This window comes from Brevundimonas sp. KH_025 (assembly GCF_057839885.1).
The window spans coordinates 3,010,326-3,025,173 of record NZ_CM174501.1 but is presented as its reverse complement, the minus strand read 5'-3'; the positions used below and the strand labels follow the sequence as shown (position 1 = coordinate 3,025,173).

The following is a 14,848-nucleotide window of genomic DNA, read 5'->3' as shown; positions in this document are numbered from 1 at the left end:
TCGCAGGCAGTCAGCCTAGCGCGAGAAGTCCGCCGTGACGACAGCCTCGACCGTCGGGAAGCGAACCTGTCCCCTAGAAGGCGCTCTGGCCCGTGATGGCCCGGCCCAGGATCAGGGCGTGGACGTCGTGGGCGCCCTCGTAGGTGTTGACGGTTTCCAGGTTCATGGCGTGGCGCATGACGTGCAGTTCGCCGGTGATGCCGGCGCCGCCGTGCATATCGCGGGCCTCGCGCGCCACGGCCAGGGCCTTGCCGCAGTTGTTGCGCTTCATCAGGCTGATGGCTTCCGGCACCCAGGCGCCGGTGTCGAGCAGACGGCCCAGGGCATAGGCGCCCTCGAAGCCGAGGAAGATCTCGGTCTGCATGTCGGCCAGCTTCTTCTGCACCAGCTGGCGCGACGACAGCGGGCGGCCGAACAGCATCCGCTCGCCGACATAGTCGCGGCTGGCGTGGAAGCAGAACTCGGCGGCGCCCATGGCGCCCCAGGCGATGCCGAACCGCGCCTTGTTCAGGCAGGAGAAGGGACCGCGCAGGCCCTGCACGCCCGGCAGGATGTTGGCTTCCGGCACGAAGACGTCGTTCAGGCCGATGTCGCCGGTGATCGAGGCGCGAAGCGACAGCTTGTCGCCGATCTTGTCCGTGGTGAAGCCGTCGAAGTCGCGCTCGACGATGAAGCCGCGGATCTTGTCATCCAGCTTGGCCCAGACGATGGCCAGGTCGCTGATCGGCGAGTTGGTGATCCAGTATTTGGCGCCGTTCAGGCGATAGCCGCCGTCAACCTTGACGGCTTTCGTCTTCATCGAGGCCGGGTCCGAACCGCCGTCGGCCTCGGTCAGGCCGAAGCAGCCGATCAGTTCGCCCGCCGCCATCTTCGGCAGAAATTTCATCTTCTGCTCTTCCGAGCCGAAGGCGTAGATCGGGTACATGGCCAGCGACGACTGGACGCTCATGGCCGAGCGATAGCCGCTGTCGACGGCCTCGACCTCGCGCGCGATCAGGCCATAGGCGACGTGGCTGGCTTCCGAGCCGCCGTATTGTTCCGGCAGCATGGCGCCGAGGAAGCCCATCTCGCCCATCTCAGTCATGATCGCGCGATCAAACACTTCGTCACGGAAGGCCTCGACCACGCGCGGCAGCAGGGCCTCGCGGGCATAGGAGCGCGCCGCGTCCTGGATCATCCGCTCATCGTCGGTCAGGCGGCCGCGCAGGTCGAACGGGTCGTCCCAGCGGAAGGTCTGTTGCGAAGCGTGCGAGCCGTCGGCCATCGGTGTTTCCTGCGCGAGTGTGCGGGGTTCTGTGGTCGTCACGCGCAATCGAGGGGCGTGACGATGCGACCCCTGTTCCGGCGGCGGGTTTAGGCCAAAATGCATCGGACGGGTAGAGGGGCGCGGGGAACCGCGTTAGGTTGAGGCCATGTCGAGCACGTTTTCACGTCTGTTCCGCGATCACCCGCGCGAGGTCAGCGAGACCTATCTCGAGCACATGGCCGCCTCGGCGCGTTTCGGCTTCAAGCTGATCCGGCTGGCCGGTTGCGCCTTCATGCACGCGGTCGTGCCGGGTGTGCACAAGAGCACGGTGTCCGACGCCATTCGCGGCATGGCCCGCGACATGGGCGGCCGCGCCGAGGAAGCGCGCGAATGCCGCATGAAGAACGCCGGCGTCTGGGACGTCGGCCTCTAGGTCTTCTCGACGCGCCGACGGCGGGCTAGTCAGGGCACATGACCCAGACTCAAGGCCCCCTCTCCGGCGTTCGCGTTCTCGACCTTTCCCGCGTTCTGGCCGGTCCCTGGGCGACGCAGACGCTCGCCGACCTCGGCGCCGAGGTCATCAAGATCGAGCGGCCGGGCGAGGGCGACGACACCCGCCACTGGGGCCCGCCCTTCACCACTGCGACCGACGGCTCCAAGGGCGACGCCGCCTATTTCATGTGCGCCAACCGGGGCAAGAAGTCGGTCGAGCTGGACATCGCCAGCCCTGAGGGCGCCGAAGCCGTGCGCCGACTGGCCGCGACCTGCGACGTGGTGGTCGAGAATTTCAAGACCGGCGGGCTGAAGAAGTACGGCCTCGACTACGCCGGTCTGTCGGCCGTCAATCCGCGCCTGGTCTATTGCTCCATCACCGGCTTCGGCCAGGACGGGCCTCGCGCTACCCACGCCGGCTATGACTACATGATCCAGGCCATGGGCGGACTGATGTCGATCACCGGCCAGCCGGACGGCGCGCCGGGCGCCGAGCCGATGAAGGTCGGGGTGGCGGTCGTGGACCTGTTCACCGGCTTGTATGCCTCCAACGCCATCCTGGCCGCCCTGTGGCACGCCCGCGCGACCGGCGAGGGCCAGCAGGTCGACATCGCCCTGTTCGACGTCCAGGCGGCCATGCTGGCCAATCAGGCGACCAACTTCTTCGTCTCCGGCAAGGCGCCGACGCGGATGGGCAACGCCCACCCCAACCTGGCCCCCTATCAGCCCTTCCCCTGCTCGGACGGCATGGTGGTCATCGCGGTCGGCAACGACGGCCAGTTCCGCGCCCTGGCCAAGGCCCTGGGCGTCGAACCCATGGGCGCCGATCCGCGCTTCGCCACCAATGCCCTGCGGGTCCAGCACCGGGTCGAGTTGTCGCCCACCCTGTCGGCCCTGACGGCGGGCTTCACCATGAAGGGGCTGATGGCGGCGCTGGAGGCGGCGGGCGTGCCCTGCGGCCCGGTCAACACCATCGACCAGGTGTTCGAGGCGCCGCAGGCCCTCCATCGCGGCCTGACCGTCGAACAGTCGCGCCCCGACCTGGCGACCCCGATCCGCACCGTCGCCTCGCCCATCCGCCTGTCCAGGACCCCCGTCCGCTACGACGCCCCGCCGCCCAAGCTGGGGCAGGACACAGCGGCCGTGCTGGCCAGCCTCAAGGGCGACTGAGCCGGAATTGAAAACGGCGGCTCCCGAGAGAGCCGCCGTCGTCAGTCTTCGCAACGCTTACAGACCTTACAGGTCCAGCAGGGCGCGCGCCGGGTCTTCCAGCAGTTCCTTGATGCGGACCAGGAAGGTCACGGCTTCCTTGCCGTCGACGATGCGGTGATCGTAGCTGAGGGCCAGGTACATCATCGGGCGGATCTTGACCTCGCCGTTGATGGCCATCGGGCGCTGCACGATGTTGTGCATGCCCAGGATGCCCGACTGCGGCGCGTTCAGGATCGGCGTCGACATCAGCGAACCATAGGTGCCGCCGTTGGTGATGGTGAAGGTGCCGCCCTGCATCTGATCCATGGTCAGGGCGCCGTCACGGGCGGCCTTGCCCAGGGCGCCGATGCCCTTTTCGATGCCCGCCAGCGACAGGGTGTCGGCGTCGCGCAGGACCGGAACCACCAGACCCTTGTCGGTGCCGACGGCCACGCCGATGTCGTAGTGGTTCTTGTAGATGATGTCCGTGCCGTCGATCTCGGCGTTGACGGCCGGGATTTCGTGCAGGGCCTGAACCACGGCCTTGGTGAAGAAGGACATGAAGCCCAGCTTCACGCCGTGGCGTTTCTCGAAGACGTCCTTGTACTGGGCGCGCAGGGCCATGACGTTGGTCATGTCCACCTCGTTGAAGGTGGTCAGCTGGGCGGCCGTGTTCTGGGATTCCTTCAGGCGACGGGCGATGGTCTGACGCAGGCGCGTCATCTTCACCCGCTCCTCGCGCGGCTGGTCGGCGCGCGGCGCGGCCGGGGCTGCCGCGGCGGCCGGAGCCGGAGCGGCGGCGCCGATGGCGGCGATGGCGTCAGCCTTGGTGATGTTGCCCTTCGGACCCGAGGCCGACAGCGAGGCCGGGTTCAGGTTGTTTTCCGACACCACGCGCTGGACGGCGGGCGACAGGTGAGCCGAAGCCTGGGCCGAACCCGTGTTGGCCGGAGCGGCGGCGACGGGGGCTGCAGCGACCGGAGCTGCGGCGGCGCCCGAAGCGGAAATCGAGCCGATGACCTGACCCGGGGTCACGGTCGAACCATTGTCGGCGACGATGGTCAGGACGCCGGCGGCCGGGGCCGAGACTTCCACCGCGACCTTGTCGGTCTCGATCTCGACCAGCAGTTCGTCCTTGGCGACGGTGTCGCCCGACTTCTTCAGCCAGGTGCCGATCGAACCCTCGGCGACGCTCTCGCCCATGGTCGGGACGGCGATCGAGACCGAGGCGCCGCCCGAAGCGGCCGGAGCGGCAGCGGCCGGGGCCACAGCAGCGGCGGGCGCAGCGGCCGGAGCCGAAGCGCCTTCGCTCACCGAACCCAGGACCGTGCCGGGAACCACGGTGTCGCCTTCAGCGGCGTTGATCGCCGCCAGGACGCCGTCGGCCGGGGCCACGACTTCCAGCGAAACCTTGTCGGTTTCCAGCTCGACCAGGACTTCGTCCTTCTTGACGGCGTCGCCGACCTTCTTGGTCCACTTGGCGATGGAGGCTTCGCTGACGGATTCACCGAGGGCGGGGGTGAGGATATCGGCCATGGTTCGGTCCAGTGTCTTTTTGTGTCTTGGCGTATCTATAGGTCAGGCAAGGCCGATCAGGCCATGGCCTCGGCGAGGAAGGTCTCGAGTTCCTTCAGGTGGCGGCTCATCAGGCCGGCCGCCGTGGAGGCGGAGGCCGGACGCCCGACGTAACGCGCGCGCTTGGCCTTGATGTCCATCTTCTCGAGGGTCAGCTCAATCCACGGATCGACGAAGGTCCAGCCGCCCATGTTCTTGGGCTCTTCCTGACACCAGACCAGGTCGGCGTTGGGGAAGCGGGCCAGCTCGGTCGAGATCGACTTGATCGGCCACGGATAGAACTGTTCGAGGCGCAGGATGTAGATGTCGTTGATCCCGGCCTTCTCGCGCGCGTCCAGCAGGTCGTAATAGACCTTGCCCGAGCAGACGACGACCTTGCGGATCGCCTTGTCGGCGACCAGCGAGACGCCGGCCACTTCCGGACGCAGCTGGGCGTCGTCGCGCAGCACGCGGTGGAAGGACGAACCCTCGGCCATGTCGGCCAGGCTCGACACCGCCTTCTTGTGACGCAGCAGCGACTTGGGCGTCATCAGGATCAGCGGCTTGCGGAAGTCCCGGTGCATCTGGCGACGCAGGATGTGGAAGTAGTTGGCCGGGGTGGTGCAGTTGGCGACCTGCATGTTGTTCTCGGCGCACTGTTGCAGGAAGCGCTCGAGGCGGGCCGAGGAGTGCTCGGGGCCCTGGCCTTCATAGCCGTGCGGCAGCAGCATGGTCAGGCCGCTCATGCGCAGCCACTTGCGTTCGCCCGAGCTGATGAACTGGTCGATGACCACCTGGGCGCCGTTGACGAAGTCGCCGAACTGGCCTTCCCACAGGGTCAGGGTGTTCGGGTCGGCCAGCGAATAGCCGTACTCGAAGCCCAGCACCGCTTCTTCGGACAGGGCCGAGTCGATGACCTCGAAGTGAGCCTGGCCGTCGCGCAGGTGGTTCAGCGGGATGTAGCGTTGCTCGGTCGTCTGGTCGGTGATGCCCGAGTGACGCTGCGAGAAGGTGCCGCGCACCGAGTCCTGGCCCGACAGGCGAACGTTGTAGCCCTCGTCCAGCAGCGAGGCGAAGGCCAGGCTTTCGGCCGTGGCCCAGTCGATGTTCTGGCCGCTGTCGATGGCTTCGCGGCGGCCCTCGACGACGCGTTTCAGCGTCTTGTGGATGTCGACGCTGTTGGGGATCTGGGTCAGGCGGTGTCCGTAGTCCCGCAGCTTGTCAGCCGGGACGGCGGTGTCGCCGCGTTGGGCGGCGTCGTCGGTCTTTTCGGCGCCCAGGCCCTGCCACTGGCCGTCCAGCCAGTCGGCCTTGTCGGCCTTGAATACCTTGCCGGCCTCGAACTCGGCGTCGAGGAAGGCCTCGAAGCGAGCGACCTCGGCGTCGACCTCGGCTTGCGTCACCACGCCCTGTTCGACCAGGCGCTTGGCGTAGATCTCGCGCGTCGAGGGCTGGGCGCGGATCTTCGAATACATCAGCGGCTGGGTGAAGGTGGGATCGTCGCCTTCGTTGTGGCCGAAGCGGCGGTAGCAGAACATGTCCACCACCGCGTCCTTGTGGAACTTCTGACGGTATTCCGTCGCCACCTTGGCGGCGAAGACGACCGCTTCCGGATCGTCGCCGTTGACGTGGAAGATCGGGGCCTGAACCATCAGCGCCACATCCGACGGATAGGGCGACGAGCGCGAATTGCGCGGGCTGGTGGTGAAGCCGATCTGGTTGTTGATGACGAAGTGCAGGGTGCCGCCGGTGCGGTAGCCCTTCAGTCCCATCAGGGCGAAGCACTCGGCCACCACGCCCTGGCCGGCGAAGGCGGCGTCGCCGTGGATCAGCAGGGGCACGACCTTGGAGCGGTCCAGCGCCCATTCGGCCTCGGGCTTGCCGGCGTTGGCGTCGCGGATGTCGAAGGCCTGCTTGGCGCGCGCCTTGCCCAGGACGACCGGGTTGACGATTTCCAGGTGCGACGGGTTGGCGGTCAGCGACAGGTGGACCTTGTTGCCGTCGAACTCACGGTCCGACGAGGCGCCCATGTGGTATTTGACGTCGCCCGAACCCTCAATGTCCGACGGCACGGTCGAACCGCCCTGGAACTCGTGGAAGATGGCCTTGTAGGGCTTGCCCATGACGGCGGCGAGCGTGTTCAGGCGGCCGCGGTGGGCCATGCCGAAGACGATCTCGTCGACGCCCAGGTTGCCGCCGCGCTTGATCACCTGCTCCAGCGCCGGGACCATGGCCTCGCCGCCGTCCAGGCCGAAGCGCTTGGTGCCGGGGAAGCGCTTGTGCAGGAAGCGTTCGAAGCCCTCGGCCTCGATCAGCTTGTGCAGGATGGCCAGCTTGCCTTCCTTGGTGAAGGCGTTCTGCTCGAACTTGTCGGGGCCTTCGAAACGCTGCTGCAGCCAGGATTTTTCTTCCGGCTCGGCGATGTGCATGTACTGCACGCCGATGTTGCCGCAGTAGGTGCGCTTGAGGATCTCCAGCACCTGGCGGATCGAACCCGTCTGCAGGCCCAGGACGCCGTCAAGGAAGATCGGGCGGTCCAGATCGGCGGCGGTGAAGCCGTAGAATTCGGGGGTCAGCTCGGCGTTTTCGACCGGCTGTTCGATGCCCAGCGGGTCCAGCGTCGCCTGCAGGTGGCCGCGCACGCGATAGGCGCGGATCAGCATCAGGGCGCGGATCGAGTCATGGGCGGCGGCGCGCACGTCGGCGGCGGTCAAGGCGCCGGAAGCGGCTTCCGCCGGAGCGGCCGGACGCGGGCCGGGCTTGCCGGCGGCGGCCTTGGGGTCGACCTTGGGGGCGGGCCAGCGGCCGTCGAAGACAGCCGTTTCCTCGGTCGGCTCGGTGGCGGCGCCACGGCCCCAGGCGCCGGCGCCGGCGGCCTGTTTCACCTGGGCGGCGTTGTCCTTCAACTGATCGAAGAAGGCGCGCCATTCCCCCGACACCGAGCCGGGGTCTGCGGCCCATTTTTCGTGCAGGTCCTCAATGAAGGCGGCGTTCGCGCCATAGAGGAAGCTGGTCTCGGCAAAGACCTGGTTCAGCCGACCTGCATCGTCCGCCATTTTTCTCTCGTCGTCCTACAATTCCGGCCGCGCGCGCACGCCTGCGCGGTGAGCGGCGCCGCTCATATAGGCCGTGTTTCCTTACTGGTCATGACCGAAGCGGGGCGGACAGGGTGGAAATTGGTCGAATCCGCAAGAAAAAACGCCTCCGGACGAATCCGGAGGCGTTTCAAAAGGTCACAGGGCGCGAAAATTCGCCCCGGAACGTCGTTCGGTCGCGCTCACCGTCCTTTTCGCCACCGTAGAGGGTGACCCCGGCGAACTCGCTCAAGCAGCGAGCCGCCGCGCGGCGAGCGTAGCGACCTTGCTGCGCTCAAGAAGCGAGCGACCGCGTCGCGAGCGTAGCGCCCTGAAAGGCCTTAGCCCTTCAGCACTTCCAACAGCGTGTGGCCCAGGCGCGCCGGCGACGGCGAGACGCGGATGCCCGCGGCCTCCATCGCAGCGATCTTGGATTCCGCGTCGCCCTTGCCGCCCGAAACGATGGCGCCGGCGTGGCCCATGGTGCGGCCGGCCGGAGCCGTACGACCGGCGATGAAGCCGGCCATGGGCTTGGAGCGGCCCTTCTTGGCTTCGTCGATCAGGAATTGAGCGGCGTCTTCTTCGGCGCCGCCGCCGATTTCACCGATCATGATGATCGAGGTGGTTTCCGGGTCGGCCAGGAACATTTCCAGGACGTCGATGAACTCGGTGCCCTTGACCGGGTCGCCGCCGATGCCGACGGCCGTGGTCTGGCCCAGGCCGGCGTTGGTGGTCTGGAACACGGCTTCATAGGTCAGGGTGCCGGAGCGCGAGACGACGCCGACCGAACCCTTGGAGAAGATGTTGCCCGGCATGATGCCGATCTTGCACTGGTCCGGGGTCAGGATGCCGGGGCAGTTCGGGCCCAGCAGGCGCGAGTTGGAGCGGTCCAGGCGAGCCTTGACGCGCACCATGTCCAGCACCGGGATGCCTTCGGTGATGCAGGTGATGAAGGGGATCTCGGCCTCGATGGCTTCGATGATGGCGTCGGCGGCGCCTGCCGGCGGGACGTAGATGACGGTGGCGTCGGCGCCCGTGCGGTCCTTGGCTTCAGCGACCGAGCCGTAGATCGGCAGGGTTTCGCCGTGCGAGCCGGTCCAGTTGGTGCCGCCCTTGGTCGGGTGCACGCCGGCGACCATCTGGGTGCCGTGATAGGCCAGGGCCTGTTCGGTGTGGAAGCCGCCGGTCTTGCCGGTCAGGCCTTGCACGATGATCTTGGTGTTCTTGTCGACGAGAATGGACATCTGATGGCTTTCTTTAAACAGTCAAATCGTTGAATTATTGGGAATAATCAGGCCGAACGAGCGAAGGAGAAGGGTCTGCAGGCCGTTGACGACATAGATCCGCCTGAACAACTCGACCTCGGCGCCCTGGCGGCGCGCCCGGCCGTAGATCGTCGATTGCAGGCGCCTCTTGCGTCCCATCTCGTGGGTGTCCTGAACCGCCAACCGCCGATCCCACTTGCAGCGCCATTGCTCCAGGCAGATGGCGTCGTAGTGGGCCAGGAGCAGTGACTTGGCCACCGCAGCCTGCAACGGAACGCCGCCCCGCTTCGATTCATGGATATCGACCGAAATGTCGGCGATACCGGCTCGAATCGCATGCTTGCCCATGTCGTGACCCAGCAGCCCCTTGGTGAAGAAGCCGCCGCTCCCCGGATAGAAGAGGTGGGGCAGGATAGCGCTGAAAGGCCGTCCATAGGACTTTCTGAAGAAGGCCGCGCCGTACTCCTGGGACAGGTCGTGCCGCTCGTCATAGATCGCCTCGACGGTGCGGAAGATCACCGATTCCCTCTCCGGCTCTATCGAAGAAAGAAGCTCGGCGATCGCCCCGTCACCCAGAATGAACTCGTCCACATCCACGAACAGGAGCCAGTCGGCGCTGGCTTGCCGATAAGCGAAATTATAGACGGCCCGCTGCCGGTCCTCGACGCTTTCCGGCCGTGAAACGCCCAGCTCGCGCCAGAAGTTCTCGTCGCAGGCGATGACCTCGCCGCCGGCGAGGTCGGTCGCCATCGTCACCGGGCCGTCGAAGAAGACGCGGATGCGATCCGCGCCCCGACGACGATGGTGCTCGATGAAAGCTGCGATGTGTCGCTCCGGCGCAAGCGCCAGAGCGACGACTTCGAACTGGGCCAAGGCCTCTCTCCGACCGAACCTGTTCAGGGACGGTAAGCGAACGAACTCAGCCGACCGCCGCGACGATCTTCTGGGCGGCGTCGTCGAGGTCGTCCGCGGCCGTGATGGCCAGGCCGCTCTCGTTCAGGATCTTCTTGCCCAGCTCGGCGTTGGTGCCTTCCAGACGCACCACCAGCGGCACCTTCAGGCCCACTTCCTTGACGGCCGCGACCACGCCTTCGGCGATGACGTCGCACTTCATGATGCCGCCGAAGATGTTGACCAGGATGCCCTGGACGGCCGGGTCAGCGGTGATGATCTTGAAGGCCGCCGCGACCTTGTCCTTGCCGGCGCCGCCGCCGACGTCGCAGAAGTTGGCCGGCTCTTTGCCGTACAGCTTGATGATGTCCATGGTCGCCATGGCCAGACCGGCGCCGTTGACCATGCAGCCGATGTTGCCGTCGAGCGCCACGTAGGCCAGGTCCCATTCCGAGGCTTCGATTTCCTTGGCGTCTTCCTCGGTGACGTCGCGCAGTTCCTTGATGTCGGGGTGACGGAACAGGGCGTTGCCGTCGAACGACACCTTGGCGTCCAGAACGCGCAGGCGGCCGTTTTCCATGACGATCAGCGGGTTCACTTCCAGCATGGCCATGTCCTTCTCGACGAAGGCTTTGTACAGGGCCGGGAACAGCGACTTGCCGTCTTCGCGGGCGTCGCCGTCCAGCTTCAGCGCGTCCGACAGGGCAGCGCAGTCGGCTTCGGTCACGCCGGTCGTCGGGTCGATGACGACGGTGATGATCTTTTCCGGGGTGTCGTGAGCGACGGCTTCGATGTCCATGCCGCCTTCGGTCGAGACGACGAAGGCGATGCGGCCGTAGGCGCGGTCGACCAGGATCGACAGGTACAGTTCGCGCGAGATGTCGGCGCCGTCTTCGATGTAGAGGCGGTTGACCTGCTTGCCGGCGTCCGTGGTCTGGGCCGTCACCAGGGTGTTGCCGAGCATTTCCTGGGCGTGCTTGACCACGTCCTCGATCGAGAAGGCCAGGCGCACGCCGCCCTTGGCGTCAGCCGGCAGTTCCTTGAACTTGCCCTTGCCGCGGCCGCCGGCGTGGATCTGCGACTTCACGACGTAGAGCGGGCCAGGCAGTTGCTTGGCGGCGGCTTCGGCCTGGTCGGCCGAGGTGATGGCGACGCCTTCGGCGACCGGAGCGCCGAAGGCCTTGAGAACCTGCTTGGCCTGATACTCGTGAATGTTCATGTCTGATCCGCGCCGTTGGGAGGAGGGTTGTGGAAACTTTGGTCGCGCTTATAGGCGTCGCGCCTTCGCCTGCGCAACCGTCCCTCTTCTTATGGCCGCATGAGGCTTTTCTTATGCCCCAAGCTGGGCTGGATCAGTCGACCCAGTCCTTCTTGAGCGTGCGCGAGGCCCCGAACAGCAGCGCCGACGACAACAGGTAGAAGCCCATGCCGGTGTAGATGGCCCAGCGCAGGCTCTCCTCGCCGAAGCTCGGGCGCAGCAGATCCGACATCCAGCCGAAGTAGTAGATGCCGACGGCGATCCCCAGCAGGTTGTTGATCAGCAGGAACAGGGCCGAGGCCGTGGTGCGCATGACCGGCGTCGCCAGGTGCTGCACCGCCGCCGTGATCGGCCCCAGCCAGGTCAGGTTCAGGCCCGTCGGGATCAGGAAGATCAGGAAGGCCAGGGTCAGGGCCGCGGCCCCGTTCGGGTTCGCCCCCGGCATGATCGCCCCGACCAGCGCGCCCGAGTTCATGGCCAGGATGAAACAGGGCACCGAGATCAGGAAGGCGATGGCGGGCGTCAGCGGATAGGCGGCCTTGGACTTCTTGCCCAGGCGATCAGCCATGACGCCGCCCAGCCAGATGCCGGCCACGCCGCCGACCATGACGATGGCCGAATAATACCAGGCCGTCTGCGACAGGCTCAGGCCGAAGCTGCGCATGAAGAAGCTGGGCAGCCAGGCGGCGACGCCGTAGCCGCAGACCGACGACGAGGCCGCCCCGAAGGCCAGCAGCCAGAAGCTGGGCTTGGGCGCCAGGGTCCTGATCACCTCGCCGAAGGGCGGGGCCTTCTGCACGACGGGGGCGGCCCTGGGCGTTTCAACAGCGGGCGCGTCCATGCCGCCGCGCCTGGGGTCCTTGACCGTCAGACGCAGGATCGGCGCGACCAGCACGCCCAGCACCCCGACCACGATGAAGGCTGTTTGCCAACCATATCTGGCCGCAAGCAGGCCGCCGACCAGGGTGCCCGCCGCCATGCCCAGGGGAATGCCGAAGGCGTAGGCCGCCAGGGCCCGTGCGCGCTGCGACTTGGGGAAGTAGTCGGCGATCAGGGAATAGGCCGGGGCCACGCCGCCCGCCTCGCCGATGCCCACGCCCATGCGGCACAAGAACAGTTGGCCGAAGCTGCCCGCCACGCCGCACAGGGCGGTGAAGCCCGACCAGATGGTCAGGGCCGCCGTCATGATCCAGACGCGGCTGACCCGGTCGGCCAGCCAGGCGATCGGGATGGCCAGGGTCGAATAGAGCAGGGCGAAGGCCAGGCCGCCCAGCAGGCCGAACTGGCTGTCCGACAGGCCGAACTCGGCCTTCAGCGGCGCCGCCAGGATGCCGATGATCTGACGGTCGAGGAAGTTCAGCATGTAGATGAGGATCAGGACCCCCAGCACATAATAGCGATAGCCGGGCGAGACGGCCTTCTCGACGGCCTCTTGCGGCGCTGCGGCCTCGGACGTGGTCATGGCTTGCCCCCTCGGACTGGCTGTCCCGTTGTTGCGAACGGTAGCGGCGTCGCCGGGCGGTGCCAAAGAAAAAGGGCGGCGGTTCGGTCTGAACCGCCGCCCGCGATCAGATGATCAGGCGTTCAGGAGAAATTTCTCGATCAGAACTTGTATTGCAGCGAGGCCGTCACGGTGCGCGGCGGGCCGTAGTAGCCGATCAGCGAGTTGTTGAAGGCGGCGCCGAGGAAGTTGTAGCCGCCGACGCGATACGCCTCGTCCGTCAGGTTCTTGCCGTAGACGCCGACGGTCCACTTCTGGCTCGGGTCCGTCCAGACCGCCGACAGGTCGACCAGGGCGAAGGCTTCCTGATCCAGCACCGGGTTGGGGAACTCGAACTGGCTGTAGTCGTCGCGATAGCTGACCGACGGCGTCACCGCCAGCGAGCCGCCCGCCACGTCGCCGCGCCAGGTCAGGCCCAGATAGCCGGTCCACTTCGGCGCGTTCTGCAGCACCACCAGGTTCGAAATGTCCTCGAACTTGCCGGTGGTCAGGTTGAAGCGCAGGAATTCCTCAAACTTCGAGTCGAGGTAGCCGATGGCGAAGTTGGCCGTCAGGCTGTCGGTCACGACGACCGAACCTTCCAGTTCCGCCCCGAAGAATTTCGAGGAGCCGACGTTGTCGACGAAGCTGGCGATGCCGCCCACGGCCGGGACCTGGGTGGTGACCTGCTGGTCCTGATACTCGTTGTAGAAGACGGCCGAGGCGAAGCTCAGACGACGATCGAAGGCCGAGCCCTTCAGCCCGATCTCATAGGAATCGACCGTTTCCGGCTGATAGCCGTTGACCGTGTTCGGCGTCAGGATGGCGTCGCCGCGCATGTCGAAGCCGCCCGACTTGAAGCCCTTGGAATAGGAGGCGTAGCCGGTGATGCGGTCCGAGAAGTCATAGGACAGCGAGGCCTTGGGCGTGAACTGGTCGAACTGGTTCGAGCGGGTGTAGTCCGTGCGCAGCAGCAGGGGGTTGCGCGCCGTGCCGCCCAGCAGCGGACTGCGGGTCGCGCCCAGATAGTTGGCGCGGAAGACGTGGCCGGTCTTGTCGTCCAGCGTGTAGCGGGCCCCCAGGCCCAGGTGCAGGCGATCGGTCAGGTCGAGGTTGACGTCGCTGAACAGGGCGACGCTGGTCGTCTTCACATAGCCGGCGGTGCCGATGACGATGCCCAGGTTGCCCAGGATGGTGTCGAAGGCGCCCGAGGCCGTGCCGTCCAGATAGAAGATGCCGGCCACGCCCTGGATCCGGTCGGTGCTGAACAGCGCCTGGAATTCCTGGGTGAACTGGTGGTCGCCGTAGACGGCGGGGATGTCCAGCGTCGGCGCCGGGGTGTTGTCGAAGTCGATCAGGGTGTCGGTGTCGCCGGTGCGATAGGCGGTGATCGACTTGACCGACCAGACGTCGCTCAGGTCGATCTGGGCGGTCAGCGACACGCCTTCGGTCGTCACCTTGTTCTTGTCGCCGAGGCCGGCGTGGGTGTCGTAGACGCTGCCGGGGATGCCGGCGCCCGGACCGACGCCGGCGACTTCGCGGTGGCCGTGACGCGGGTTCGACTTGTCCTCGACCCGGTCATAGGCCAGGCGGAAGAAGGCGTTGTCGTAGGGCTGGAACTCGACGCTGGCGCGGCCGGCCAGAACGTCCTTGTCATAATGTTCGGCGCCCGTGTTCAGGTTCTCGCCGTAGCCGTCGCGGTTGTAGCTGGCGATCGCGCCGCCGATGCGCAGCTTGTCGCTGACCGGCATCGAGCCCTGGGCCAGAAGATCGATCTGGTTGTAGCTGCCGTAGGCGCCGCGCAGGGTCAGTTCGGGCGACTCGGCGTCCAGGCGCGAGGTGACGTACTTGATCGCCCCGCCGACGGTGTTGCGGCCATAGAGCGAGCCCTGCGGCCCGCGCAGGACTTCGATGCGCTGAATGTCGAAGATGTCCAGGACGGCGCCTTGGGGACGGGCGACATAGACGTCGTCGATATAGAGACCGACGCCGGGCTCGAAGCCCCACAGCGGGTCCTGCTGGCCGATGCCGCGGATGAAGGAGATCAGCGTGGAGTTCGATCCGCGCGCGACCTGAACCGTGGCGTTCGGGGTCTGCTGCTGCAGGGCGGTGATGTCGGTCGCGCCGGTTTCCTCCAGACGCTCGGCGCCCAGGGCCGAGACCGAGACCGGAACGTCCTTCAGGGTTTCCTCGCGGCGGCGCGCGGTGACGATGATGTCGTCGACGTTCGAAGCCTGGGTTTCGGTCGAGGCGTCCTGCGCCACGGCGGTGGCCGAGAGCGCGCCCCAGGCGGCGCCCGCCAGCAAGACGGTCTTCACGAGTCTGTTCATTTGGATCCCAATCCCTGTTTCCAGCCCAATCGACGCTTTTATTCAGCGTTCAATGATTTTCATGGAC

Annotated in this window: 10 protein-coding genes; 2 read left to right on the top strand and 8 right to left on the bottom strand. The window is 66.5% G+C overall.

The window, feature by feature from the left end; genetic code table 11:
• Positions 1-73 precede the first annotated feature (73 nt).
• Positions 74-1,264: an acyl-CoA dehydrogenase gene (locus AC3IS2_RS14935; protein WP_489198576.1), complete on the bottom strand. Its 1,191-nt coding sequence runs from the start codon at positions 1,262-1,264 to the stop codon at positions 74-76.
• Between the two features lie 148 nt (positions 1,265-1,412).
• On the opposite strand from AC3IS2_RS14935, the gene AC3IS2_RS14930 reads away from it, so the two are divergent.
• A complete protein-coding gene (locus tag AC3IS2_RS14930; protein WP_489198575.1) occupies positions 1,413-1,679 on the top strand; it encodes a DUF6356 family protein in 267 nt (88 codons plus the stop codon).
• Positions 1,680-1,717: 38 nt separating this feature from the next.
• Positions 1,718-2,908 carry a CaiB/BaiF CoA transferase family protein gene (locus AC3IS2_RS14925; RefSeq protein WP_489198574.1) on the top strand — a complete coding sequence of 397 codons (1,191 nt, stop codon included), beginning with the start codon at positions 1,718-1,720 and terminating at the stop codon, positions 2,906-2,908.
• A 66-nt stretch (positions 2,909-2,974) separates the two neighbouring features.
• Here the strand turns inward: AC3IS2_RS14925 and odhB are convergent, their stop codons facing one another.
• From odhB to AC3IS2_RS14890, 7 genes are all read right to left on the bottom strand, one after another.
• A complete protein-coding gene (gene odhB, locus AC3IS2_RS14920; protein WP_489198572.1) occupies positions 2,975-4,465 on the bottom strand; it encodes a 2-oxoglutarate dehydrogenase complex dihydrolipoyllysine-residue succinyltransferase in 1,491 nt (496 codons plus the stop codon).
• A 56-nt stretch (positions 4,466-4,521) separates the two neighbouring features.
• Complete coding sequence (locus tag AC3IS2_RS14915; protein ID WP_489198570.1) at positions 4,522-7,539, bottom strand: 2-oxoglutarate dehydrogenase E1 component; 3,018 nt, start codon at positions 7,537-7,539, stop codon at positions 4,522-4,524.
• Positions 7,540-7,898: 359 nt separating this feature from the next.
• Positions 7,899-8,801: a succinate--CoA ligase subunit alpha gene (sucD, locus tag AC3IS2_RS14910; protein ID WP_489198569.1), complete on the bottom strand. Its 903-nt coding sequence runs from the start codon at positions 8,799-8,801 to the stop codon at positions 7,899-7,901.
• Positions 8,802-8,822: 21 nt separating this feature from the next.
• Positions 8,823-9,695 carry a glycosyltransferase family 2 protein gene (locus AC3IS2_RS14905; RefSeq protein WP_489198568.1) on the bottom strand — a complete coding sequence of 291 codons (873 nt, stop codon included), beginning with the start codon at positions 9,693-9,695 and terminating at the stop codon, positions 8,823-8,825.
• Positions 9,696-9,741: 46 nt separating this feature from the next.
• A complete protein-coding gene (gene sucC / locus AC3IS2_RS14900) occupies positions 9,742-10,932 on the bottom strand; it encodes an ADP-forming succinate--CoA ligase subunit beta (protein ID WP_489198567.1) in 1,191 nt (396 codons plus the stop codon).
• A 133-nt stretch (positions 10,933-11,065) separates the two neighbouring features.
• Entirely contained in the window at positions 11,066-12,433 is a 1,368-nt protein-coding gene (locus AC3IS2_RS14895) for a spinster family MFS transporter (RefSeq protein WP_489198566.1), read from the bottom strand.
• A gap of 140 nt (positions 12,434-12,573) precedes the next feature.
• A complete protein-coding gene (locus AC3IS2_RS14890; RefSeq protein WP_489198565.1) occupies positions 12,574-14,781 on the bottom strand; it encodes a TonB-dependent receptor in 2,208 nt (735 codons plus the stop codon).
• Between the last annotated feature and the right edge of the window lie 67 nt (positions 14,782-14,848).